This window comes from Bradyrhizobium sp. 45 (assembly GCF_023073155.1).
Taxonomy (GTDB): Bacteria; Pseudomonadota; Alphaproteobacteria; order Rhizobiales; family Xanthobacteraceae; genus Bradyrhizobium; species Bradyrhizobium canariense_D.
The window spans coordinates 96,591-119,475 of record NZ_JADPIX010000063.1 but is presented as its reverse complement, the minus strand read 5'-3'; the positions used below and the strand labels follow the sequence as shown (position 1 = coordinate 119,475).

General features: G+C 63.8%; 23 protein-coding genes. 8 read left to right on the top strand and 15 right to left on the bottom strand.

Features of this window, described 5'->3' with window-relative positions; genetic code table 11:
• Nucleotides 1-561: TCP-1/cpn60 chaperonin family protein (locus IVB42_RS12085; RefSeq protein ID WP_276576641.1), on the bottom strand; the 561-nt coding region annotated here is incomplete at its 3' end.
• A gap of 44 nt (nt 562-605) precedes the next feature.
• Nucleotides 606-920: a co-chaperone GroES gene (locus IVB42_RS12080; protein WP_007611913.1), complete on the bottom strand. Its 315-nt coding sequence runs from the start codon at nt 918-920 to the stop codon at nt 606-608.
• Between the two features lie 373 nt (nt 921-1,293).
• Here IVB42_RS12080 and IVB42_RS12075 point away from each other — a divergent pair, with 373 nt between their 5' ends.
• On the top strand, nt 1,294-1,581 hold the full coding sequence (locus tag IVB42_RS12075; RefSeq protein ID WP_007611911.1) for an usg protein: 288 nt from the start codon (nt 1,294-1,296) through the stop codon (nt 1,579-1,581).
• A gap of 149 nt (nt 1,582-1,730) precedes the next feature.
• Nucleotides 1,731-2,270 carry a cupin domain-containing protein gene (locus IVB42_RS12070; RefSeq protein WP_085361709.1) on the top strand — a complete coding sequence of 180 codons (540 nt, stop codon included), beginning with the start codon at nt 1,731-1,733 and terminating at the stop codon, nt 2,268-2,270.
• Nucleotides 2,271-2,282: 12 nt separating this feature from the next.
• Here IVB42_RS12070 and IVB42_RS12065 read toward each other — a convergent pair whose 3' ends face one another.
• Together IVB42_RS12065 and IVB42_RS12060 are read right to left on the bottom strand one after the other, a co-directional pair.
• Nucleotides 2,283-4,409: a tetratricopeptide repeat protein gene (locus tag IVB42_RS12065; RefSeq protein WP_204511615.1), complete on the bottom strand. Its 2,127-nt coding sequence runs from the start codon at nt 4,407-4,409 to the stop codon at nt 2,283-2,285.
• Nucleotides 4,410-4,512: 103 nt separating this feature from the next.
• Nucleotides 4,513-5,763, bottom strand: a complete 1,251-nt coding sequence (locus IVB42_RS12060) for a nucleoside transporter C-terminal domain-containing protein (protein ID WP_085351094.1) — start codon at nt 5,761-5,763, stop codon at nt 4,513-4,515.
• A gap of 158 nt (nt 5,764-5,921) precedes the next feature.
• Here IVB42_RS12060 and IVB42_RS12055 point away from each other — a divergent pair, with 158 nt between their 5' ends.
• A complete protein-coding gene (locus IVB42_RS12055; protein ID WP_247299788.1) occupies nt 5,922-7,160 on the top strand; it encodes an MFS transporter in 1,239 nt (412 codons plus the stop codon).
• A gap of 238 nt (nt 7,161-7,398) precedes the next feature.
• On the opposite strand, the gene IVB42_RS12050 is transcribed toward IVB42_RS12055, so the two are convergent.
• From IVB42_RS12050 to IVB42_RS12030, 5 genes are all read right to left on the bottom strand, one after another.
• Nucleotides 7,399-8,157, bottom strand: coding sequence for an SDR family oxidoreductase (locus tag IVB42_RS12050; protein ID WP_247299787.1), 759 nt, complete (start codon nt 8,155-8,157; stop codon nt 7,399-7,401).
• A gap of 26 nt (nt 8,158-8,183) precedes the next feature.
• A complete protein-coding gene (locus IVB42_RS12045; RefSeq protein ID WP_026232918.1) occupies nt 8,184-8,942 on the bottom strand; it encodes a proteasome-type protease in 759 nt (252 codons plus the stop codon).
• Nucleotides 8,943-9,064: 122 nt separating this feature from the next.
• Nucleotides 9,065-9,913 carry a transglutaminase family protein gene (locus tag IVB42_RS12040; protein WP_247299785.1) on the bottom strand — a complete coding sequence of 283 codons (849 nt, stop codon included), beginning with the start codon at nt 9,911-9,913 and terminating at the stop codon, nt 9,065-9,067.
• 68 nt (nt 9,914-9,981) lie between these two features.
• Complete coding sequence (locus tag IVB42_RS12035; RefSeq protein WP_018455303.1) at nt 9,982-10,926, bottom strand: alpha-E domain-containing protein; 945 nt, start codon at nt 10,924-10,926, stop codon at nt 9,982-9,984.
• A 4-nt stretch (nt 10,927-10,930) separates the two neighbouring features.
• On the bottom strand, nt 10,931-12,349 hold the full coding sequence (locus IVB42_RS12030) for a circularly permuted type 2 ATP-grasp protein (RefSeq protein ID WP_018455304.1): 1,419 nt from the start codon (nt 12,347-12,349) through the stop codon (nt 10,931-10,933).
• 277 nt (nt 12,350-12,626) lie between these two features.
• Between IVB42_RS12030 and IVB42_RS12025 the strand changes: the two genes are divergently transcribed.
• From IVB42_RS12025 to IVB42_RS12015, 3 genes are all read left to right on the top strand, one after another.
• Entirely contained in the window at nt 12,627-13,364 is a 738-nt protein-coding gene (locus IVB42_RS12025) for a molybdopterin-binding protein (protein WP_018455305.1), read from the top strand.
• A gap of 36 nt (nt 13,365-13,400) precedes the next feature.
• Nucleotides 13,401-13,928, top strand: a complete 528-nt coding sequence (gene gpt, locus IVB42_RS12020) for a xanthine phosphoribosyltransferase (RefSeq protein ID WP_007602504.1) — start codon at nt 13,401-13,403, stop codon at nt 13,926-13,928.
• Between the two features lie 107 nt (nt 13,929-14,035).
• Nucleotides 14,036-14,653 (top strand): hypothetical protein, encoded by a 618-nt coding sequence (locus tag IVB42_RS12015; protein ID WP_026232920.1) that lies wholly within the window; start codon nt 14,036-14,038, stop codon nt 14,651-14,653.
• Here the strand turns inward: IVB42_RS12015 and IVB42_RS12010 are convergent.
• Together IVB42_RS12010 and IVB42_RS12005 are read right to left on the bottom strand one after the other, a co-directional pair.
• Nucleotides 14,650-14,877 (bottom strand): hypothetical protein, encoded by a 228-nt coding sequence (locus IVB42_RS12010; RefSeq protein WP_085351097.1) that lies wholly within the window; start codon nt 14,875-14,877, stop codon nt 14,650-14,652. The two genes, IVB42_RS12015 and IVB42_RS12010, sit on opposite strands and share 4 nt — an antisense overlap.
• Before the next feature lie 4 nt (nt 14,878-14,881).
• Entirely contained in the window at nt 14,882-15,904 is a 1,023-nt protein-coding gene (locus tag IVB42_RS12005; RefSeq protein WP_247403910.1) for a methionine synthase, read from the bottom strand.
• Between the two features lie 110 nt (nt 15,905-16,014).
• Between IVB42_RS12005 and IVB42_RS12000 the strand changes: the two genes are divergently transcribed.
• Nucleotides 16,015-16,623 (top strand): 2-hydroxychromene-2-carboxylate isomerase, encoded by a 609-nt coding sequence (locus tag IVB42_RS12000; RefSeq protein ID WP_018455310.1) that lies wholly within the window; start codon nt 16,015-16,017, stop codon nt 16,621-16,623.
• A complete protein-coding gene (locus tag IVB42_RS11995) occupies nt 16,623-17,600 on the top strand; it encodes an NADPH:quinone oxidoreductase family protein (RefSeq protein ID WP_247456181.1) in 978 nt (325 codons plus the stop codon). Before IVB42_RS12000 ends, IVB42_RS11995 begins: the two co-directional genes overlap by 1 nt.
• A 12-nt stretch (nt 17,601-17,612) precedes the next feature.
• Here IVB42_RS11995 and IVB42_RS11990 read toward each other — a convergent pair whose 3' ends face one another.
• The 4 genes from IVB42_RS11990 to IVB42_RS11975 all read right to left on the bottom strand — a co-directional run bounded on the left by IVB42_RS11990 (nt 17,613) and on the right by IVB42_RS11975 (nt 22,759).
• Nucleotides 17,613-18,503, bottom strand: coding sequence for a crotonase/enoyl-CoA hydratase family protein (locus IVB42_RS11990; protein ID WP_085351100.1), 891 nt, complete (start codon nt 18,501-18,503; stop codon nt 17,613-17,615).
• Between the two features lie 150 nt (nt 18,504-18,653).
• Nucleotides 18,654-20,075 (bottom strand): amidase, encoded by a 1,422-nt coding sequence (locus IVB42_RS11985; RefSeq protein WP_247470221.1) that lies wholly within the window; start codon nt 20,073-20,075, stop codon nt 18,654-18,656.
• Nucleotides 20,068-21,240: a M20 aminoacylase family protein gene (locus IVB42_RS11980; RefSeq protein WP_085351102.1), complete on the bottom strand. Its 1,173-nt coding sequence runs from the start codon at nt 21,238-21,240 to the stop codon at nt 20,068-20,070. Before IVB42_RS11980 ends, IVB42_RS11985 begins: the two co-directional genes overlap by 8 nt.
• A gap of 13 nt (nt 21,241-21,253) precedes the next feature.
• Entirely contained in the window at nt 21,254-22,759 is a 1,506-nt protein-coding gene (locus IVB42_RS11975) for a M81 family metallopeptidase (protein ID WP_247470220.1), read from the bottom strand.
• Nucleotides 22,760-22,885 lie beyond the last annotated feature (126 nt).

Below are 22,885 nucleotides of genomic sequence, written 5' to 3'. Positions count from 1 at the left end.
TGGCTGGGTCTCGAGCGACTTGGCTTCCTCGACGGTGATGACACCCTCGTTGCCGACCTTCTTCATGGCGTCGGCGAGGAACTTGCCGATCTCCGCGTCGCCGTTGGCCGAGATGGTGCCGACCTGGGCGATCTCGTCGTTCGAGGTCACCTTCTTGGAGTTCTTGACGAGGTCCGCAACGACGGCTTCGACCGCGAGATCGATACCGCGCTTCAGATCCATCGGGTTCATGCCGGCGGCAACCGACTTGGCGCCTTCGCGCACGATCGCCTGGGCCAGCACGGTCGCGGTGGTGGTGCCGTCGCCGGCCGCGTCAGCGGACTTGGAGGCGACTTCGCGCACCATCTGCGCGCCCATGTTCTCGAACTTGTCCTCGAGCTCGATCTCCTTGGCGACGGTGACGCCGTCCTTGGTGATGCGGGGAGCGCCGAACGACTTGTCGAGCACGACGTTGCGGCCCTTCGGACCGAGCGTGACCTTCACCGCGTTGGCGAGAATGTCGACGCCGCGAAGCATCTTGTCGCGCGCATCGACCGAGAATTTGACTTCTTTAGCTGCCATCTGGATTTTTTCCTTAGGTGTTTAACTGGATAAGAGAGGGGCTCTTAGGCCGCCTTCTTCTTGGAAGCGGGGACGTCGAGGACGCCCATGATGTCGCTTTCCTTCATGATCAGCAGGTCGACGTTGTCGATCTTGACCTCGGTGCCGGACCACTTACCGAACAGCACGCGGTCGCCGACCTTCAGGTCGATCGGGATCAGCTTGCCAGCTTCGTCGCGGCCACCCGGGCCGACGGCGACGATCTCGCCCTGCGAGGGCTTTTCCTTCGCCGTGTCGGGAATGATGATGCCGCCAGCGGTCTTCTCTTCTGCGTCGATGCGCTTGACCACGACGCGGTCGTGAAGCGGACGGAAATTCATGCAGTTCTCCTAAGCTTTTGCACGATTTGGGAATTTTGGGTTGTTAGCAGTCTGCGCCAGCGAGTGCCAGCGCAGGCACAACTGAGATAAGGCAGGATTTTGGCGGGAGCAAGGGCTTGTAGCAGAAAAATAGCACTCGGAGGCGCCGCCTGCCAAAATCTCTTTCCATCGTTAATCGCGCTCGGCGCAGTATTAGCACGGAGCTAGATCTGCTGCTAACGCATTGAATTTCAACAGCTTGTTAAACTTTTGGGCTTGAGATGGATTGTCAGTTTGCGTCACATTTCTCTTATGTGAGCGCATCAGCAGCGGGTGGCTCTTAAGGCGCACCGGAAAGCCACTCCTTGAATGCGCTCCTGCAAAGGAGGTTGGCATGGGCTTGCGGAGTGGAGCCGTTTCGGACGATTTCCGGAAACAGCTGCTGGGTTACGGAATGACGACGGCGCAGATTCTCTACCGGATGCCGGATCATCCCTCGCTGCTCCAGACTTACGTCTGGCAGGACTACGACATGTTTCCGAAATTTCCGGCGCTGAAGGATTTTCTGGCGTTCTGGCAGGAAAAGCTCGACGGACCGCTTCACTCGGTGACAGTGGCGCATTCCAAGCTGATCAAGCCGGCCGAGTTGCGCGCGGTGGACGGAGTATTCCGGCTGCATTGAAGGGCGGAGCTGTAGGGTGGGTTAGCGTCAGTGTAACCCCCCATGCTTCAACGCTTGCGCAAAGAAGTGGTGGGTACGTTAGCGCTAACCCACCCTGCGATTTCGCATTCTGTGCTAGCCTCTCCCCATAACAACAGGGGAGGCCGCCCATGGCCAAGAAAGCAAAATCGCGCAGCGCATCGCAAGCCGCGGTGAAGAAGCGTAGCGGGGCCAAACCCGCAGCACGATCCACGGCGCGCACGGCGGTGAAGGCAAAAGCCCCCACGACAACGGCAAAGTCATCCGTCAAGAAACCGGCGCGGCCCAAGCAGCGCATTGCGATCAGCCATCACCGCGAGGAAGACTTCAAAGCCGACGGTCTGCGTACCTACGCGAAATATCGCGACCTCGGCATCGCCGCCGCCAGCCATGGCCTCGCGCAGGCGCACGTGATCCGGCTGCAAGGCCCCTGCAATCCGGACGAAGTGTCGAAGCTGCACTTTCACGACGTCGAATTCCAGATGGTCTACGTGCTCAAGGGCTGGGTGAAGACCTATATGGACGGAGAGGGCGAGACGCTGATGAAAGAAGGTAGCGCCTGGACCCAGCCGCCGAAGATCAAGCACATGATCCTGGACTATTCGGACGACGTCGAGCTGCTGGAGGTGATCCTGCCGGCGGAGTTCAGGACTGTGGAGTTGAAGGCGTAGGCGAGGCGGAGATCAGCCGCCGTCGTTGCAATAGCGTTTCCACATCGCGCGATAGGCATCGTCCACCGCTTGCACGTATGAGATTGGGTTGCCGGCGGCGGCAGCCCTGATCTGTCCGGGCAGTTCGCCGCGCAACTTATCGAGCTCGCCGATCTGCAACCCACGGCTCGCTGCGATTTCGACATAGGCCTCATCGCTGTCCGCGACCCACTCCGGCAGGCCCAGCGCGGTGAGGATGGAGCCGGCAGCACGGCTCGGCAGGCTGTGACCGAGCTTCGCCACCACCGGCACGCCCATCTGCAAGGCTTCCCACGTGCTGACGCCGCCATTCTGCGGGAATGGGTCGAGGCCAATATCGACGCGATTGAACGTTACCAGATGTTCGTCTCGCGACGTGGCTCCGAGCAGATCGACGCATTCGGCCGGCAACTGGCAAGCGGCAAACCGCGCCAGCAGATTGTCGCGGACCAGCTGAGCGTCCAGTGCAGTATCCTTGATCAGCAGTCGCGAACCCGGCACCCGCTCGAGAATCCTAGACCAGACTTCCACCGCCTCGTTCGAAATCTTGCTGATGCGGTTGAAGACACCGAATGTGATGAAGCCGTTCGCGAGCGCCGGCGTCGGCGCCCGCGCAATCCCGGGTGGCAGCGGCGCCAGCGTCACAAAGCACGGCAGGTCAACGATGGTCTCCGCAAACAGATGCCGAACCGCGGCAGGAATCGCGACCGGGTCCGAGAATAGATAATCGATGGTTGGCAACCCGGTCCCGGTACCATGGCCCCAGCCATGCGCCTGAATAGGTGCCGGTTTGCGCGCAAACACACCGAGGCGGTTTCCGCTGGTGTGGCCGGACAGATCGATCAGGATATCGACGCCGTCGGCGCGGATCTGAGCGGCGAGGCGATCGTCGGACCATTGCGAGGCGTCGCGCCAGCGATCGGCGATCCCCTGAAATTCGCTGGTCGTCGCATCCGTTTTCGGTGAACAAGCGTAGCACACGATCTCGAACTGTGCCCGATCATGGTGCTGCAGGACCGGCTTGAAAATGAACGCCGCTGAATGTGTGTGAAAATCCGACGAGACATAACCCAGCACCAGACGGCGATCCGGATCGCGGCTGTTCTCATGCGATCCCGCCGCTGCTGAGGCGATCTTCGCACCGATCTGCTCCCACCATACATGTCGCGCTTGCTGATGCTGCGCAACGCTGGCGTCGGCCATGAAATCGAGGGTGAATATCTTGCTGGAGATCGTGCTCTGATCAGGCTCGATGTCGAGAGCTCTGTCGAAACTGGCGAGGGCTTCGTCGACCCGGCCAAGTGCCGCGAGACATTGGCCGAGCAGGCTGTGGGCCTGAGAGAAGCCGGGATCGGCCGCGAGAGCCTTCTCGCAATCGGACAATGCTTCGGCAACTTGCCGGGTCAGGAGCAAGATACTGGCCCGCCAGAGCCATCCATTCGCGTCGTCGGGTGCGAGGGCGATTGCGCGATTGCAATCCGCCATGGCTTCGTCAAATCGCTGAAGCTCCCGCAATGCAACGGCGCGGGTCGACAGCGCCGAGGCGTAGTCAGGCTTGATCGATAGCGCGCGGTTTAAGCTTGCGATCGCTTCGTCATAGGCGCGCACACGGCAGAGCGCCCAACCCCGGCCGTTATGGGCTTCGGAAAGTCTTCCGTCGATTGCGAGCGCCTTGTCGTAGCTCTCGAGCGCTTCCTGATAAAGTTCAAGGGCCGCGCTTGCGTTGCCGAGATTGGACAGGGCCAAGGCGTAGTTGGGTCGAAGGGCGAGGGCCTTCCGATAGCTCTCGCGGGCCTCATTGTGACGTTTCAGCCCGTTGAGCGCGACGCCCAGGCTCATATGGGCTTCGGCAGATCGCGGATCCAAGGCCACCGCTCGGCTCAGCAAAACTTGCGCCTGCCGATAGTTTTTGGCTTCAGACTCCAAAGCGCCCAACAAATGCAGCGCGATGAATTGGTTGGGCGCAAGCTCCAGGAGTTCGCGATAGGCCGTCTTGGCCTCGGGGAGAAGTCCCGCCTTGTGGAGCTGGAGGGCGCGCGCGAGCAGCGGCCCTAGCTCGGCTTTTTGCCGTTTCTGAAGCCGGGCATTTTGAAATGCCCGCTGGCCTGCGCTGTTGCTCATGAATCAATTCCAGCCGAATCTCCTGAAGAGATTAACATGGAAGGATTGTCGCGATTGCGCTGCGCCCCCTCGGAGCTACGAGGGCGCCAGCCTCACACAAGCTTCACGTCAACACCCCCACCACTGCTCCCATCAGACACGTCGTCAGCGTTCCCGACACGATGGACTTCAGCCCGAGCGCGTTGATTTCCTCGCGCCGTTCCGGCGCCATCACGCCGAGACCGCCGATCATGATGCCGAGGCTGGCGAAATTGGCGAAGCCGCACATCGCATAGAGCATGATCAGGCGCGAGCGCGGATCGAGCGTGCCGGGCGGCAGCTTCGAGAAGTCGACATAGGCGATCAGCTCGTTCAGCACGGTTTTCGTGCCCATCAGGCTGCCGGCGGTGATCGCCTGATCCCACGGCAATCCCATGAGCCAGCACACCGGCGCCATCACGAGGCCGAGCAGGCGCTGCAACGAGATCGCAGCGCCGCCGACATCAGGCAGCAGGCCGAGGATCGCATTGACGAGATAGACCAGCGCCACCAGCACCAGCAGCATGGCGACGATGTTGATCAGCAGCTCGATCCCCGCGCCCGTCCCTTTCACGATCGCGTCCATCGTGCTGGAGACCTCCATCTCGGGAGCCTCCAGCGCGCCGCCGGTGCGCTTGTCGGATGTCTCCGGCACCATGATGAGGCTGACCAGGATCGCGGCCGGGGCACCCAGCACCGAGGCGATGACGAAATGGGCGGCTGCGTCGGGAATGAGGGGAGCAAGGAGCGTCGCATACAGCACCAGCACCGTGCCGGCGATGCCGGCCATGCCGCCGGTCATCACCAGGAACAACTCGCTGCGGGTCATTTGCGCGAGATAAGGCCGCACGAACAGCGGCGCCTCGACCATGCCGAGAAAGATGTTGGCGGCGGTCGAGAGTCCGACCGCGCCGCCGACGCCGAGCGTCCGCTCCAGCAGCCAGGCCATGCCGCGCACGACCGGCGGCAGCACGCGCCAATAGAACAAGAGCGTCGTCAGCACGCTCATGACCAGCACGATCGGCAGCGCCTGGAACGCCAGGACGAAATCGGCACCCGGTGCTTTCAGGTCGAAGGGCAGGGGACCGCCGCCGACATAGCCGAACACGAAGGAGGAGCCGGCGCGCGAGGCCGCCGAGATCGCGCCCACCGCGTCGTTGATGGCACCGAACGCGCGCGCGACGACGGGCACCTTCAGGAGAACGATCGCGGTGACGAAGGTGGCGGCGAGGCCGATCGCCGCCTGGCGCAGCGAGGCCGCGCGGCGATTCTCGCTCAGGACCAAGGCGATCAACAGCAATGCGAAAACGCCGAGTGCCGATTGCAGCCGCAGCATGATGTCCCCAAACCCCGATGATTATGGCCACCCCTGCGTTGCAAACGCAATGCCGGGAGATTGTCGAAGCGTCTCGCTGTTGACAAGCAGGTCCGCGTCAGCCACGCGGAGCACGTCGACATCAGGAGCCGGATAGCCCGAGCGTGACCGAAGAGGCGATGCCAGACCAGCCCATATCGGGAAACCCGCCGGTCAGTGCCCGCGCGCTCCTCTCCCATCGCGCCTTTCTGTTCTTTCTGCTCTCGCGCAGCCTGTCGCGTTTCTCCAGCCAGATTGCGGCGGTCGCGATCGGCTGGCAGATCTACGATCTCACCGGCTCGGCCTTCGATCTCGGCATGGTCGGCCTCGTGCAATTCCTGCCCACGGCGCTGCTGGTGTTCATCGCCGGCCATGCCGCCGACCGCTACGAGCGCAAGCGCGTGGTCCAGCTCTGCCAACTCGTGGAAGCAGCGACCGCGCTCTATCTCGGCGTCATCACCTATCTCGGCTTGGTCAGCGAAGTTCAGATTTTCGTGGCCACCTTCGTGCTCGGCATTGCCGGTGCGTTCGAGAGCCCGACCACCGCGGCGCTGCTGCCGGCGATCGCGCCGCAGGGCTCGCTCCAGCGCGCTACCGCCGTCTCCAGCGGTGCGGCGCAGGTCGCGACCATTACCGGTCCGGCGCTAGGCGGTTTTGCCTACGCGGTTGCGCCGCATCTCGCCTACGCGGTGATGGTGCTGTTCTGGATCTTCGGGATGATCCTGACCGGCTTCATCCGGCCGCGCCCGCAGGCGATCGCCAAGGATATCGCGGGCGCCGACAATATCTTCGCCGGCGTCCGCTTCATCCGCGGCAATCCCGCGATCCTCGGCACCATCTCGCTCGATCTGTTCGCGGTCCTGTTCGGCGGCGTCACCGCGCTTCTGCCGATCTATGCCCGAGATATCCTCCAGACCGGTCCGATGGGGCTCGGGATCCTGCGCGCCGCGCCCGCGGTCGGCGCGCTGCTGATGACCATGGTGCTGGCCCGTCACGCCATTTCGCGGCATGTGGGCCTGCGCATGTTTCAGGCAGTGATCGTGTTCGGCGTCGCAACGATCGTGTTCGCGCTGTCGTCCTGGATGTGGCTCTCGGTGCTCGCGCTCGCCGTTCTCGGCGCGGCCGATACGATCAGCGTCGTGATCCGCTTCTCGCTGGTGCAGCTCGCGACGCCCGACGAGATGCGTGGCCGGGTCGGTGCGGTGAACTTCCTCTTCATCAACGCCTCCAACCAACTCGGCCAGTTCGAGAGCGGGGTGGCTGCCGCACTGTTCGGCGCGATGCCGGCAGCCGTGCTGGGCGGCGTCTGCACGGTTGCGGTGGCGCTGTTGTGGATGAAGCTGTTTCCGAGTCTGCGCCGGGTGGAGAGTTTGGAGTAGGAGCTCGCTCTCTCCCCGTCATTGCGAGGAGCCCGCGACAAATTGTGAAGTAATTTTGCGCTGGCGCGACGAAGCAATCCAGAATCTTGCCGCGGTGGTAGTCTAGATTGCTTCGCTGCGCTCGCAATGACGATTGTTGAAGCAGTGCGGAGATTTAGCCGACTTCACGTCCGCTTGCGGAGCGAGGCTGCAACCCCATGCCGCCTACTGTGCATGGGGTTGTTTTCGCGTTTTTTGTTCAGCCGCGTCCCACGAACGGCATCTTGGTTGCCATGACCGTCATGGTCAGCACGTTGGCATCGAGCGGCAGGCCGGCCATGTAGGCGACGGCATCGCCGACCGCCTTCGCGTCCATGCGCGGCTCCTGCTTCGACGTGCCGTCGGGCTGCAGCACGCCGGGACCGTTGACCATGCGGTCGGTCATGGGCGTTGCGGCATTGCCGATGTCGACCTGGCCGACCGCGATGTCGTACATGCGCCCGTCGAGGTTGGACGCCTTGGTGAGGCCGGTGATGGCGTGCTTGGTCGAGGTATAGGCCGCCGAGAATGGCCGCGGCGCATGCGCCGAGATCGAGCCGTTGTTGATGATGCGGCCGCCGCGCGGGGTCTGGTCCTTCATGATGCGGAAGGCGTGCTGGGTGCACAGGAACGGTCCGGTGAGGTTGGTGTTCACCACCGCCTGCCACTGCTCGAGGCTGAGATCCTCGAAATTCACCGGCGGTGCGCCCATCCCGGCATTGTTGAAGAGCACGTCGAGCCGGCCATAGGTGGCCTTGACCTTGTCGAACAGCGCGGCGATCGAGTCCGGCTTGGTCATGTCGGCGGTGATGCAGAGGCTCTTTCCGGCGGGGCCGAGCTTGGCCGTCTCCTCGAGCATCTCGGGCCGGCGCCCGACCAGCACCACGGTGAAGCCTGTGTTCATCAGCGCCAGTGACGCCGCGCGCCCGACTCCAGTGCCAGCGCCCGTCACCACTGCGATCTTTTTCGCTTCACTCATCGTTTCCTGCCTTTTCTCTTGATCTGTCAGGTTTTGGATTCTTTTTCGTTCTTGTAGGGCGGCCGCGGAATGTTCTGATGCGCGGCGCGCAAGGCCGCCGACCAGCGCGAGCGCAAATCGTGGAAATAGGGCTCGCCCGCCTCGATGCGGTGGTTGAGGTCGGCCTCGCAGGCGTCGGCGCGCACCACCAGAACGTCGATCGGCAGGCCGACGCCGAGATTCGAGCGCATGGTCGAATCCATCGAGATCAGCCCGGTCTTCAGCGCCTCGTAGAGTTCGACGTCGTAATGCATGGCGCGGTCGAGCACCGGCTTGCCGTATTTGTGCTCCCCGATCTGCAGATAGGGTGTGTCGGTGGTGCATTCGATGAAATTGCCGGCGGTGTAGACCATGAACAGGCGCATGCGCGCGCCGTTGATCTGGCCCCCGAACAGGAAGGACACGTCGAACGATACGTCCTCAGACCTCAGTGCGGGGCCCTCGGTCGCGTGCACGGCCCGGATCGCCCGGCCAATGCGCTGGGCGGCCTGGAACATGGTCGGCGCGTTCATCAGCGTCTCGATCTCACCGGTGTCGGGGTCTTCGAGGCCCTCGGTCAGCGTCGAGAGCACCGACTGGCTGATGGCGAGGTTGCCGGCGCTGGCAATTGCCATGATGCGATCGCCGGGCTTGGAGAAGATGTGGAGCTTGCGGAAGGTCGAGACGTTGTCGAGGCCGGCATTGGTGCGGGTGTCGGCGATCATCACCAGACCGTCCCGAACCAGAATTCCGCAACAATAGGTCATTTCCTGTCCCCGAACGCGTTTGCGCGGATTACTAGCCAATTTCAACGGCCGCTCCAACCCCCGATTGCCGCGGGGCGGCAGGGTGGAAACAGACCGTGGGTGAGGGGCGCGCGGGGCGCGGCTCAGCTCTGCCGCTGGGACTGCGATTGCGACTGGCCGCCACGGCCGGCCTGCTGGACCTTGACCGCCACCGACAGCGTCTCCGCGCCGCCGCCATAGCGGGTGCCGCGTACGGGGGCGGCGCCGAGATAATCGAGCCCGATCGCGACGCGGACATGGGCGTCGGTGGCGCAGATGCTGTTGGCGGGATCGAAGCCGACCCAGCCGAGACCGTCGACATAGGCCTCCGCCCAAGCATGGCCCGCGTCCTGATGCACCGTGCCGTCGGAGCGCAGGAAATGGCCGGAGACGAAGCGCGCCGGCACGCCGCCGCTGCGGGCGCAGGCGATGAAGATGTGCGCGTAGTCCTGGCAGACGCCGCGCTTGAGCGTGAACGCTTCCGCCGCCGACGTGCCGCTGTTGGTCGGGTCCTCGTCGAAGGTCATGTGATCGCTGATTTGCGTCATCAGCGTGTGCAGGAAGCCCAGCGTGTCGCTCTCGGCCTCGCTGCGCAGCTGGCGCGCGACCGCATTCATCGCGGGATTGACCGTGGTAAGGTCGGTGGCCCGCAAGAACATGCCGGCCGGAAAGCGCTCGTCGGCGCCGCGCAGAACGCCGCCGGTGTCGTGGGTCTCGATCAGGCCCTCGGCGGTGATCTTGATGTCGCCGACCGGTCCGCAGGACAGCACGTGGGTGACGTTGCCGAACGCGTCCTCGTGCGTGTCGAGCTTGGTGTCGGTCGACACGTCGATCTGCCACTCCGCCACATATTGCCCGTCATGGCTGCCGGGCGTCATGCGCAGGATCTGGATCACGCTCGTGGCCTGCGGCTCGTAGCGATAGGTCGTGGTGTGCAGGATTCGCAGGCGCATGGTGGACCGTTGTTCTAGCGTCATCGATCCGGGCTAGCCCTGCGGGCGTCCCCGGAATGACAGCAGTATCAGATCAAATACTGCTTCGTGATGATTTCGCCCAGCCTGGAATTGTCCAAGATGAATTCCTGAATGAATTCATGCACGCCATGCTGGAAAATGTCGTTCATATTGCTGTGTTCCAGCCGGTTGCGGATGCCGCGGGCATGGCGCTGGGCCGGACCCTGGCGGCCATAGGCTACCCCGATCTGATCGAGATTGCGCACGAGGTTGCCGTAGCAGCTCGCCAGTGAACGCGGCAGCGAATCGTTGAGGATCAAGAGGTCCGCGATCAGCCAGGGTTTCAGCGTCTCGCGATAGACCCAGTGATAGGCCGTCAGCGCCGAGACCGAGCGCAGGATCGAGGTCCATTGGTAGAAATCGAGCGGGCCGCCGACATGCTCCTCCTCGGGCAGCAGCACATGGTATTTCACGTCGAGAATGCGCGCAGTGTTGTCGGCGCGTTCGAGATGCAGGCCCATCCGCGAGAACCAGTAGGCGTCGTTGCGCAACATGGTCCGGTAGGCCGAGCCGTCGAAGCGCAGCGAGGTCTCCTGCACGAAGCGCAGGAACTTTGCGAGATCCTCGCGCGTGGAGGTCCCTCTGCTCCAGACCTCCTGCAACTCGATCCAGGCCGAGTTGATGGTATCCCACATCTCGCTCGTCAGCGCTGTGCGCACCGAGCGCGAATTCAGCCGCGCGGCCTCGATGCAATTCCTGATCGAGGACGGATTATCCGCCGAGAACGAGAGATAATCCACGACGTTGCGCTCGTTGGCTTCTTCGTACTGCTGATAGAAGCTTGCGGCGACGCCGGCGGTCAAAAGCGCCGAGTCCCATTCGTTGGTCTTGCCGATATAGGCGGCGGGAAGCGCGGTGACGCGCAGCGTCGCATCGATGGTGCGCGCAAGATACTCGGCCCGTTCGACGTAGCGGGCGAGCCAATAGAGGTTTTCGGCGGTACGCGACAGCATCTCTCTACTCGTCCAGGATCCAGGTATCTTTGGTGCCGCCGCCCTGGCTCGAATTCACCACCAGGGAGCCTTCCTTCAGGGCAACGCGTGTCAACCCGCCGGGCACGATCGTGGTGCTCTTGCTGCCGGTGAGCACGAACGGTCGCAGGTCGACGTGGCGGGGCGCAAGGCCGGATGCCGTGCAGGTCGGGCAGGTCGAGAGCGCCAGCGTCGGCTGCGCAATGAAGCCCTCGGGCTCGCGCTTGAGCTTCTCGCGGAAGGCTTCGATCGTCGCCTTGGTCGCGGCAGGGCCGATCAGCATGCCGTAGCCGCCGGAGCCATGCACCTCCTTCACGACGAGCTCGCTCAGATGGTCCAGCACATAGGCGAGGTCCTTCGGCTCGCGGCAGCGCCAGGTCTGCACGTTCTTCAGGATCGGCTCCTCGCCGAGGTAGAATTTTACGATGTCCGGCATGTAGGAGTAGATCGCCTTGTCGTCGGCGATGCCGGTGCCGACCGCGTTGGCGAGCGTAATGTTGCCGGCCGCATAGGCCGACATCAGCCCGGGCACGCCGAGGGCGGAGTCGGGGCGGAAGGTGAGGGGATCGAGGTAGTCGTCGTCGACGCGGCGGTAGATCACGTCGACCCGTTTCACGCCCTCGGTCGTCCGCATGAACACTTCGTTGTTCTTGACGATGAGGTCACGGCCCTCGACCAGCTCGATACCGAGCTTGTCGGCGAGGAAGGAGTGCTCGTAATAGGCCGAGTTGTAGACGCCCGGCGTGAGCAACGCGACGGTCGGCTCGCCGGAGGCGCTTTGCGGCGCCACCGAGCGCAGGGCGGATAGCAGCTCGTCCGGATAGCGTTCGACCGGCGCCACCCTGTGGCGGGCGAACAGGTCCGGAAACAGCCGCATCATGATCTCGCGGTTTTCCAGCATGTAGGACACGCCCGAGGGCGTGCGTGCATTGTCCTCCAGCACGATGAAGTCCTCGGCATCGACCCGGACGATGTCGATGCCGGCGATGTGCACGTAGACGTCGTGCGGCACCTGCTGGCCGTTCATCTCGGGACGGAAGACCGGGTTCTGAAAGATGAGGTCGTCGGGCACGATCTCGGCACGGAGGATATCGCGGCCGTGATAGATGTCGCGCAGGAACATGTTGAGCGCGCGCACGCGCTGCTTCAGGCCCCTCTCCAGCAGCGCCCATTCCTTGCCGGACATGATCCGCGGGATCACGTCGAAGGGGATCAGGCGCTCCGTGGACTCGGAGTCGCCATAGACCGCGAAGGTAATGCCGATGCGGCGGAAGAGGAGCTCGGCCTCCTGGCGGCGATATTCGAGCGCCTCGGGAGGCGTCTCCTTGAGCCAGCGCGCCAGCTCCTGATAGGCGGGCCGAAGGTCCCCACCGGGAATGTTCATTTCATCAAACGCGACTGCCATAGATCCCGACTTGTCTCCGCAAGGCGTTGCGCCATTCGACAGGTCGCGAGGCCCTGGTGAAGACCGCAACGTCCTGGCCATGCGGCAAGAGTGCATGACTTTCATGCGGTAGCAAGGGCCGGGCCAGCGCGATAAGCATGGGGAGAGGACATTTGCCGGGGATGGCCGGCGGCTTGCCTGAAAAAATGGCTGAGGACTGCTTATTTCGGCAGCAAAACCGCGTGACTTCAACGCGTTACCTCGGCAAAGTCGGGCCGATAGGTGAGGGACTTGAGGTATGAGCGAGATCGTCACGGCGGGTATTCTGGTCATTGGGGACGAAATCCTGTCCGGCCGGACCAAGGACAAGAACATCGGCTTCATCGCCGAATACCTGACCAATATCGGCATCGACCTGAAGGAGGTCCGGGTCGTCTCCGACGACGAGTCCGACATCATTGCCGCGTTGGATGCACTGCGGCATCGCTACACCTATGTCTTCACCACAGGTGGCATCGGGCCGACCCATGACGACATCACCGCTGATAGCGTCGCCAAGGCGTTCGGCGTCGGCATCGACCATCACCCGGAGGTGGTCGCCCGTTTCCGCGAGCGCTGGAGCGAGCAGGACCTCAACGAGGCCCGCCTGCGCATGGCCCGCATTCCTGATGGTGCCGAGCTGATCCAGAGCGCGACCATCCTCGCTCCCGGCTTCAAGATCGGCAATGTCATCGTGATGGCGGGCGTGCCCTCGATCATGCAGGCGATGATGGACATCGTCTCGCCCAAGCTGAAATCGGGCGTGCGCATGCTCTCCGAATCGGTCCGCGCCAATGCGCGGGAAGGCGACATCGGCAGCCCGCTGCGGGCGATTGCCGCCCAACATCCCGACACCATCATCGGCAGCTATCCCTTCATGGATGAAGAGCAGAAGCCGAACACCAATCTGGTGGTGCGCTCGCGCGATGCGGACAAGCTCGCAGCCGCAATGGCGGCGGTGAAGGAAATGCTGGCGGGATTGAACATCACCCGCTAGCAACCTAGCTGCCGGCAGACGAAGCAGGAGACGACGATGGCTGGTGAAGCACCGGAACTAAGTGCGGAAGAACGGGCGGGCCGCCCCTTTCCGGTGTCGTGGGACCAGTTCCACCGGGATTGCCGGGCACTGACCTGGCGGCTCAATGAAGTTGGTCCGTTTCATGCGGTGATCGCGATCACCCGCGGCGGGCTTGTGCCGGCGGCGATCGTGGCGCGCGAGCTTGGCGTGCGCGTGATCGATACGGTCTGCATCGCCAGCTACGACCACGACAAGCAGGGCGACCTTAAAGTGCTGAAGGGCATCTCCGAAGACGTGATGAAGCTCGGCGGCGGCACCGGCAAGGGGCTCCTGATCGTCGACGATCTCGTCGACACCGGCAAGACCGGCAAGCTGGTGCGCGCGATGCTCCCCGACGCGCATTTCGCAACCGTCTACGCCAAGCCGAAGGGACGTCCGCTGGTCGATACCTTCATCACCGAAGTCTCGCAGGACACCTGGATCTTCTTCCCCTGGGACACCGCGCTGTCCTATCACCCGCCGCTTCGCGACGGGGCGGCGTGATTATCGCCGTCATTGCGAGGAGCGAAGCAACGAAGCAATCCAGGCTACCTCCGAGGATGCATTTCTGGATTGCTTCGCTTCGCTCGCAATGACCGGTGGAGGCGACCATGCCCCTGCAAAACCGCGTCACGCCGACCGGCGAGATCATCGCGACACCGCACCGCGGCATGTTCACCGGCAACCGCGGCATCATTCATGATCCCGCGACGAAGACGCTGCTGAAAAAGCGCTGGTCGTCGCCGGCCTGGATCACCTGCCTGTGCGAATTCCGCGGCTGGCGTCGGCCGGTGATGGCGCGGCGGAGCTGGACCGAGCTGTTCTTCCTCGACGAGGCCACGGCTTTTGCCGCCGGCCATCGGCCCTGCTTCTTCTGCCGCCGCGACGATGCGAAGCGCTTTCGCGTAGCATGGGAGATGGGCAACGACGCCCGCGGCATCAGCGCCAAGGCGATGGATGCCGTGCTGCATCGGGAGCGGCTCGATCGTGGCAAGAAACGGCTGCATGTGCTGTCGATGCCGCTCGCGGAATTGCCTGACGGCGCGATGGTGCAACAGGGCGATGACTGCTTCCTCCTCGCGCAGGGCAAGGCGCTGCTGTGGTCACCCGCGGGCTACGTCCTGCATCCGAGCGCCCTCGATCACCCGTTGCTGTTGACGCCGCCTTCCACGCTGCGCGCGATCATCGCTGGATATCAACCTGTGCTGCATCGGACCGCGCGCCGCTAGCGCAGCGGCTTGCCGTGCTCATCCACTGTGGTCCGCGCATCGCGCAGTGCCCATTCGCGGATCACTTGGCGGCAGCGCGTCAGCTCGGCTTCGCTCGCGGCATTCGCATCCTTCGACGCACGCTCCACGATTGCCTTGCAATTGAGAAGCACGGAACGATCCTCTGCGCGCGCCGACAGCGCGAACGCGGCAAGCGTTGCAATGGTGAACGCCAGACGGATCACATCCTTAACCCAGCTTCTCGCGTGCCAGCGCGGCACCGGCGCCGAGCGCCATCAGCTTGGCTTCGGCGATCTCGCGCCGCATCGGCGCCATGCCGCAATTGGTGGTGGCGATGATGTTGCTCTTGGGTACGAATTTCGACACCGCGTCGATCACCTGCACGACATCCTCGGCCGTCTCCACCGTGTGGCTGGCGACGTCGATCACGCCGGCCTGCACGATCTTGGTCTTGAGCAGCGCAAGCAGGTCGAGCGGCACCTTCGAGTTGCGGCACTCGATCGCGACCTGCTGGATTGGGCTGGCGTCGATCGCGGGAAATATCTGCTCGTACTGCCGCCATTGCGCGCCGAGCGTTTCCTTCCAGTCGGTGTTGGCCTTGATGCCGTAGCCGTAGCAGATATGCACGGCGGTGGCGCAGGTCAGGCCCTGCGCGGCGCGCTCGAGCGCCTTGATGCCCCAATCGTTGACCTCGTCCATGTAGACGTTGAACGCGGGCTCGTCGAACTGTACGAGATCGACGCCGTCGGCCTGGAGCGCCTTGGCTTCCTCGTTCAGGAGATCGGCGAATGCAAAGGCCATCTTGACGCGATCGCCATAGTAGCGATCGGCAATGGTGTCGATGATGGTCATCGGGCCGGGCAGGGTGAATTTCAGCTTCTTCATCGTGTGCGCGCGGGCGACACGCGCCTCGTCGGCGTGGACGCGGCTCTTCAGCCGGAGCGGGGCGACGACCTGCGGCACCATCGCCTTGTAGCGATCCTTGCGGATACCCATCTCGACCTTGTGGGCGAAATCGATGCCCTCGATCTTCTCCAGGAAACCGTGGACGAAATGTTGCCGGGCCTGCTCGCCCTCAGTGACGATGTCGATCCCGGCGTCCTCCTGGACTTTAACGGCAAGCATCGTCGCATCGCGCTTGGCGCGGACGAGCTCGTCGCCTTGCGACTTCCAGGGCGCCCAGAGCATGTTGGGTTCGGCGAGCCATTCCGGCTTCGGCAAGGAGCCGGCGATCGTGGTTGGAAACAGCATGGCGGCCCTCTCGGCGGGTTATGATTGCGCCCCTTCCTGCCATGTCTTAACGTCGAGGTACAGAACAACAAAAGTCGCCTTGAAACCGGCGGCGCCCGACCGGAAACGCCATGATCGAATTCTTCTTCGACTGTTCCAGCCCCTGGACCTATCTCGCCTTCCACAACATCCAGCCGCTGGCCAGGGAGGTTGGCGCGGAGATCATCTGGCGGCCGATCCTGGTGGGCGGCATCTTCAATACGGTCAACCCAAGTGTCTATGCACAGCGTGAGACGCCGGTGCCGCTGAAGGCGCGCTACATGAAAAAGGACCTTGCCGACTGGTCGCGCTCGGCCGGTCTCGCGATAAAGATGCCGCCGACGGTATTTCCGGTGAACAGCGTGAAAGCGATGCGCGGCTGCATCTGGCTCGGGCAGGAATCGGTGCCTTTCGCCACGGCGGTGTTCGAGACCTATTGGGGCGAGGACAAGGACATCTCGCAGGATTCAGTGCTCGCGGAGATCTGCAGGAAGGTCGGCGTCGATGAGCAGAAATTCTTCGCGGGCATTTCGGGGCAGGGGATCAAGGATCAGCTCAAGGCCAACACCGAAGAAGTCGTCGCCCGCGGCGGCTTTGGCTCGCCGACGATCTTTCTCGGCAAGACCGACATGTATTTCGGCAATGACCGCCTGCCGTTGATCCGCGAGGCGCTGCTGCGCGGCAAGGCGAGCGCGGCCTGATGGTGCGGGCTGTCGTTTGCCGCGCGCTCGGCGCGCCCGAAAAATTGCAGCTCGAAGAGTTTCCGTCGCGCGAGCTGAAGCCGGGCGAAGTGCGCGTCGCGATCCGTGCCGCCGGCCTGAATTTTCCCGACGTGCTGATGGCGGCCGGCGAATACCAGCTCAAGCCGGAGCTGCCGTTCACGCCGGGCATGGAGGCGGCCGGCGACGTGACCGAGGTCGGCGCAGAGGCGAGTGGCGTCTTCCTCGGCGACAAGGTCATCGTCAAGATGCGACACGGTGCCTTCACGGATGAAGCCGTGGTGACACCGTCGCAGCTCACCCCGATGCCATCGACGTTCGACTATGCGGAAGCCGCGACCTATCTCGCCGGGCACGGCACCGCCTATCACGCGCTGATCGACCGCGGCCGGGTTGCGCCGGGCGAGGTGCTGCTGGTGCATGGCGCCGGCGGTGGCGTGGGCCTTGCTGCCGTGGAGATCGGCAAGATGCTGGGTGCCACCGTGATCGCGACGGCGTCCAGCGACGAAAAGCTCGCGGTCGCCAAGGCGCGTGGCGCCGATCATCTCGTGCGCTACGATCGCGAGCCGTTTCGTGATGCTGTCAAACGTATTACCGACGGGCGCGGTGCCGACGTCGTGTTCGATCCCGTCGGCGGAGAAGTGTTCGAAAACTCGATGCGTTGCATCGCCTGGGGCGCACGGCTGCTGGTGATCGGCTTCACCGGCGGCATCGGCTCGGCGAAAACCAATCTCTTGCTGATCAAAGGCGCCAGCGTGCTCGGCGTGCGTGCCGGCGAGGCCGTGCGGAAAAATCCAGCGCTTGGCGAAGTGCGCCTGAGGGCGCTGCTCACATGGGCGGAAGAGGGCAAGCTGCGCCCTAACGTCTCGCACCGCCTGCCGCTGGAGGAGGTTGCGAAGGCGATGCGGTTGCTGATCGACCGCAAGGCGATCGGGCGTGTGGCGTTGTTGATGGACTAAGTGCCTACAAGGTCACTTGTACTCCCGCTCAGTCCACCACGGGAAATAATCCGGCATATCGCTCGATACCTTGTTCTTGAACTGCGCAGGGCGCTTTTCCAGGAACGACACCACGCCTTCCTTCACGTCGTCGGAGCGGCCGCGGGCGTAGATGCCACGGCTGTCGACCTTGTGGGCTTCCATCGGGTCGTCAGCGCCCATCATGCGCCACATCATCTGCCGGATCAGCGCCACCGATACCGGCGCGGTCTTGGCCGCGAATTCCTTGGCGAGCGCCCGGGCGGTCGGCAGCAGATCATCGGGGGCCACGACCTTGCTGACGAGACGTCCTGCGAGGGCTTCCTGCGCCGGGAAGACGCGGCCCGAATAGCACCATTCCAGCGCCTGCGAGATGCCGACGATGCGCGGCAGGAACCAGCTCGAGGCCGCCTCCGGCACGATGCCGCGCTGGGAGAACACGAAGCCGAAGCGCGCGGCATCGGAGGCGATGCGGATGTCCATCGCGAGCTGCATGGTAACACCGATGCCGACCGCGGGACCGTTCACCGCGGCAATCACCGGTTTCAGGCATTTGAAGATGCGCAGTGTCACCTGGCCACCGCCGTCGCGCACCTGAGAATCACTGTAGTCGACCTTGCCGTCGGCGAAGCGCTTCACCGGTCCGCGACGCGCGTCGCGATCAAAGGTGTCCGCGCCCGACGAAAGATCTGCGCCCGCGCAAAACCCGCGACCGGCGCCTGTGACGATGATGGCGCGGACGTCGTCGTCCTTGTCGGCGGCGTCGAACGCGTCGATCAGCTCTCCTTGCATCTGCGCGTTGAAGGCGTTGAGCTTGTCGGGCCGGTTCAGCGTGATGGTGAGGATCTGCTCGGCGACCTCGTATTTGATCGTCTCATACGCCATGGTGGTTTCCTTCCCTGTCCTGAATTCTGTCTCGAAGAGACGTCATGCATAGCCGCCAGCGTCCGTCTTGCGCGGACTGGGCATGTGGCGGCCAGTAAGAGAACGCGGATGGCCAGTCTAAACAACAAGCCCGGCCATGACGGAGTGTATCTAATTCGCCGGCGGGCTCGGCCAGGGCTTCTGCGGCCCGCGCAGGCTCTCGAACGCCTTGGCCATGCCAAGCACGCCGATATCGTCGAAGCGGCGGCCGACGATCTGCACGCCGATGGGAAAACCCTTGGCGTCGAAGCCGCCGTTGATGGAGATCGCCGGATTCTCCGATATATTCCATGGCACGGTATAGGCAATGTGTTCGAACGGCTTCATGGGATCGTTGGTCGGCGAGGCCCACTCCGCTGGATAATTCACGTTCGGCGCGGTCGGCGAGATCACATAGTCGAGCTCGCAGAACAGCTTTGATGCCGCAGCGCGGATTGCCATGGTCTGGTTGAAGCCCCTGATGACGTCGACGCCCGAGAGCTTCGCGCCGGACTCGCCCCACTTGAAAATGTAGGGCAGCACCTTTGCCTGTTCGGCGGGCGTCAGCTTGGACAGATCGTCCCACATCCGTGCGCGCCAGAAGCTGTCGAGCCCGTCGAGCATCTCGCGCGTGAGGATGCCGTCGACCTCGGTGACGACGGCGCCTGCGGATTCGAACGCTTTCGCCGCCTTTACCGCGACCTCGCGCACCGGTTTCTCCAGCGCGAGGCCAACGCCGGGATCGAGCATCAATCCGATGCGCAGTTTGCGCGGGGATTTCTCCGGCCCCTTCCAGTTGAGGGGCTCCGCTGGCAGGCTCATGCCGTCGCGCCGGTCGGGTTTTGCGATCACGCTCATCATCAGCGCGCAATCGTCAACGGTGCGGGTCATGGGGCCGGCGACGCGGCCGACATAGGTGGGATCGATCGGCACGCGGCCAAAACTCGGCTTCAATCCGACGAGGCCGCACCAGCCCGCGGGCAGGCGGACCGAGCCGCCGATATCGGTGCCGAGATGCAGCGGACCATAGCCAGCCGCGGCCGCGGCGCCCGCGCCGGCGCTGGAGCCGCCGGGGTTCTTGGAGAGGTCCCAGGGATTGCGCGCGAGCGCGTGGAAGGAGGACAGCCCCGAGGACAGCATGCCGTAATCGGGCATGGTGGTCTTGGCAAAGATGATCGCGCCGGCTTCGCGCAGGCGCGCGGCGGGCGGTGCGTCCTTCTCGGCCGGCACGAGCTTGACGCTGGCCGCGCCCAGCGGCACCGGCACGCCTTTGGTCGCGATGTTGTCCTTCACCGTCACCGGCACGCCGTCGAGCGCTCCGGACGGCTCGCCCCCGGACCAGCGCGCGGTCGAGGCCTTCGCGGTCTCGCGCGCGCCGTCGGGATCGAATGCATAAAGCGCCTTGAGGTGCGGCTCCCACGCGGCGACGTGCGCGAGCACGTCTTCCAGCACCTCGCTCGGCGAGAACTGCTTGGCGCGATAGCCCGCGATCAGATCGACCGCAGAGAGATCGTGCAGCGAGGTGACTTCCTCTTCGACACCCTTTTTATGCATGGGCACCCACCGGCATCCGGGTCTCGATGATCCGGGCGAACATGCTGGCACCGATCGGCAGGATCTTGTCGTCGAGCACGAAGCCGGGATTGTGCACGGGCACCGAGCCGTCGTGGCCGACCCAGAAATAGGCGCCGGGAATGGTTTGAAGCATGTCGGCGAAATCCTCGCTGCCCATCTTCGGCTGGGCGCGGGTGATCACGTTGGCGGGGTCGACGATGGTGCGCGCGACCTCCTCGACCACCTTGGACTGCTCGACCTGGTTGACCAGCACATCGAAGGTGTCGCGGATGTCGACGTCGATCACGCACTGATAGGCGCTCGCAATGCCGGCGCAGATCGTGCGAATGCGTTCGCTGATCAGGATGCGGACTTCTTTCGAGAAAGTGCGGATGGTGCCGCAAAGATGCGCTTCGCCGGGGATGACGTTGTACGCCGAACCGGCGTGAATCTGCGTGATCGAGACGACGGCGGCCTGCAGCGGCTCGACGTTGCGGCTGACGATGGTCTGGATCGCCTGCGCCAGCGTGGTCGCGATGATCACCGCGTCCTTGGAGCGTTCGGGCATCGCACCGTGCGCGCCGTAGCCAGTGATGCGGAGGTCGAAGAAGTCGGCGCTGGCCATCGCGGGGCCGGGCAGGATCGCGATCTCGCCGTGGTTGAGGTCGGGCGCGTTGTGCAGGCCGTAGAGTTCGTCGCAGGGAAATTTCTCGAACAGCCCGTCCTTGATCATCGCGCGGGCGCCGCCGAGACCTTCCTCGGCCGGCTGGAAGATCAGGTGCACTGTGCCGTCGAAGTTCCTGGTTTCGGCGAGGTAGCGCGCGGTGCCGAGCAGCATGGTGGTGTGGCCGTCATGGCCACAGCCGTGGAAGCGGCCGGGGATTTTCGAGCTCCATTTCAGATTGGTGTTCTCCTCCATCGGCAGCGCATCCATGTCGGCGCGAAGCCCGATACGCTTGCCGCTCGAACCCTTGCCCTTGATGACTCCGATCACGCCGGTGCCGCCGAGACCGCGATGCACCTCGATGCCCCAGCTCTTCAGCTTGTCCGCGACGATTCCGGAGGTGCGCACTTCCTCGAAGCCGATTTCCGGATGGGCGTGAAGGTCGCGCCTGATAGCAGTGAGTTCGTCGGCATAGCCGTCGATGCGGTCGATCGTGGGCATGTGTTCTGTCCAGTTAGCGTGAGGAGGGAGTGAAAATCGGGCCGTTCGGCTTGATGCGGATGCCCGGCCGCAGGCGCGTCCATGGCAGCGTGGCTGTGTCCGCGGGCATCGCGCCGGGGGCGGCGCAGATCATCAGCTTTTCTGCGATCGGCTCGAAATCGGCGCGGAAGTGCACCGAGCTCTTGTTGACCAAAATCTTCTCTTCGGTCGGCTCGATGCCAACATAGCGGTACATTGCCTGGTCGGCGAGCTGCGCCTTATGCGAGGATACGACGACCCGGACATCGCCGATGCGAAGGCAGGCCGACGGGCCCATCTCCATCTCGCGGCCGCCGTAGTAGGGACCGGGCGCGATGAAGCGGCCGTCCGAAAGTTTTTCGACGACGAAGGTCGCACGATAGGGCTCGTCGCCGGGAATGCCGGACTTGCCGCCGAGCGACAGCGTCACAATGGCGCCAGCGCCGGCTGCATGCGCGGCTTTGGCAGACTCCGGATCATAGATCGCGCCGGTCGCGGCGCTGGCCTTGTTGCGGACCAGCGCGCGTAGCATGCCGGTGGTGTCGGAATCGCCGCCGGCGCCGGGATTGTCCTGGGTGTCGGCGATGATGATCGGCTTGCTGGCGCCCTTCGAGAGTTCCATCGCGTGGCGTACGCCGTCATCAGGTGACCAGATCTTGCCGTCGAAATCGTCCTCGCGGCTTTCGATCAGCTTCACGATCGCATCCGCCGCGCGGTCGGCATCGGCTTGCGTCTTGCCATAGGCGAACACGCTCGGCCCGCAATCGCGGAAATCGGCGGCGGGGAAGCCGGGCGCGAAGGACAGCGTCGGAACCGCGTCGCTCTCCAGCGCGGCAAGCTTTTCGTAGATGCCCTTGGTCGGCTGGTCGTTGGTGCACTGCCAGCTGATCGGAATCAGGAACGGCAATTGCCGGAAAGCCTTTGCGAAACGCTGCTTTGTCTTCAGAAGCATTGCGAGATATTGCGCGCAGGCGCGGCCGGTCTCGGCCATGTCGACATGGGGATAGGTGCGGTAGGCGATCAGCGCGTCCGCATGCTCTATCATCTCGGGCGTGACGTTGGCGTGCAGGTCGAGGCTCGCGACAAGCGGAATGCCCTTGCCGATGACGCGGCGCACGCGCGCGAGAATCTCGCCTTCGCCGTCGTCGAGATGTTCCGTGACCATCGCGCCGTGCAGATCGAGATAGACGGCGTCGATCGGGCCGGCGGCTGCAATGCCATCGACCATGACCTTCACGATGCGCTCGAAGGCGTCCTTGGTGACATGCGCCGAAGGGCTCGCGCCGCAGGCAATCGTCGGAACGAGTTCCCAGCCGTGGGCCTCGGCGCTGTCGACGAAACCGGCGAGGCCGACATTGATGCGGCGCATCACCTTCAGCACGTCGGGACCTTGCGTCATCGCCGGCCAGCCGCCGCCGTGCTGGAAGTCCGCGAACGTCGCCTTCGTCGGAGCGAAGGTGTTGGTCTCGTGCAGGAAGCCGCCGACGGCGATACGTGTCATCAACTCAAGTCCAGCAATTGAAAGTGCGCGACGTTAGCCCTGTGCTTGCGGCGAGAGCAAGCCGGGAAGCAATCGCGCCGCGCATGGCGTCAAGCCGTTTTGGAAATGCTTGTCGCAACCACCGTC

Coding starts and splice junctions, on each gene's coding strand:
- IVB42_RS12055 (WP_247299788.1), top strand. CDS start 5,922: ATGCCAGACCAGCCCATATCGGGAAACCCGCCGGTCAGTGCCCGCGCG.
- IVB42_RS12070 (WP_085361709.1), top strand. CDS start 1,731: ATGGCCAAGAAAGCAAAATCGCGCAGCGCATCGCAAGCCGCGGTGAAG.
- IVB42_RS12030 (WP_018455304.1), bottom strand. CDS start 12,349: ATGGCAGTCGCGTTTGATGAAATGAACATTCCCGGTGGGGACCTTCGG.
- IVB42_RS12005 (WP_247403910.1), bottom strand. CDS start 15,904: ATGCTGTTTCCAACCACGATCGCCGGCTCCTTGCCGAAGCCGGAATGG.
- IVB42_RS11975 (WP_247470220.1), bottom strand. CDS start 22,759: ATGACACGTATCGCCGTCGGCGGCTTCCTGCACGAGACCAACACCTTC.
- IVB42_RS11985 (WP_247470221.1), bottom strand. CDS start 20,075: ATGCATAAAAAGGGTGTCGAAGAGGAAGTCACCTCGCTGCACGATCTC.
- IVB42_RS11980 (WP_085351102.1), bottom strand. CDS start 21,240: ATGCCCACGATCGACCGCATCGACGGCTATGCCGACGAACTCACTGCT.
- IVB42_RS12080 (WP_007611913.1), bottom strand. CDS start 920: ATGAATTTCCGTCCGCTTCACGACCGCGTCGTGGTCAAGCGCATCGAC.
- IVB42_RS12040 (WP_247299785.1), bottom strand. CDS start 9,913: ATGCGCCTGCGAATCCTGCACACCACGACCTATCGCTACGAGCCGCAG.
- IVB42_RS12000 (WP_018455310.1), top strand. CDS start 16,015: ATGATCGAATTCTTCTTCGACTGTTCCAGCCCCTGGACCTATCTCGCC.
- IVB42_RS12035 (WP_018455303.1), bottom strand. CDS start 10,926: ATGCTGTCGCGTACCGCCGAAAACCTCTATTGGCTCGCCCGCTACGTC.
- IVB42_RS11995 (WP_247456181.1), top strand. CDS start 16,623: ATGGTGCGGGCTGTCGTTTGCCGCGCGCTCGGCGCGCCCGAAAAATTG.
- IVB42_RS12060 (WP_085351094.1), bottom strand. CDS start 5,763: ATGCTGCGGCTGCAATCGGCACTCGGCGTTTTCGCATTGCTGTTGATC.
- IVB42_RS12015 (WP_026232920.1), top strand. CDS start 14,036: ATGCCCCTGCAAAACCGCGTCACGCCGACCGGCGAGATCATCGCGACA.
- IVB42_RS12050 (WP_247299787.1), bottom strand. CDS start 8,157: ATGAGTGAAGCGAAAAAGATCGCAGTGGTGACGGGCGCTGGCACTGGA.
- IVB42_RS12075 (WP_007611911.1), top strand. CDS start 1,294: ATGGGCTTGCGGAGTGGAGCCGTTTCGGACGATTTCCGGAAACAGCTG.
- IVB42_RS11990 (WP_085351100.1), bottom strand. CDS start 18,503: ATGGCGTATGAGACGATCAAATACGAGGTCGCCGAGCAGATCCTCACC.
- IVB42_RS12065 (WP_204511615.1), bottom strand. CDS start 4,409: ATGAGCAACAGCGCAGGCCAGCGGGCATTTCAAAATGCCCGGCTTCAG.
- IVB42_RS12045 (WP_026232918.1), bottom strand. CDS start 8,942: ATGACCTATTGTTGCGGAATTCTGGTTCGGGACGGTCTGGTGATGATC.
- gpt (WP_007602504.1), top strand. CDS start 13,401: ATGGCTGGTGAAGCACCGGAACTAAGTGCGGAAGAACGGGCGGGCCGC.
- IVB42_RS12025 (WP_018455305.1), top strand. CDS start 12,627: ATGAGCGAGATCGTCACGGCGGGTATTCTGGTCATTGGGGACGAAATC.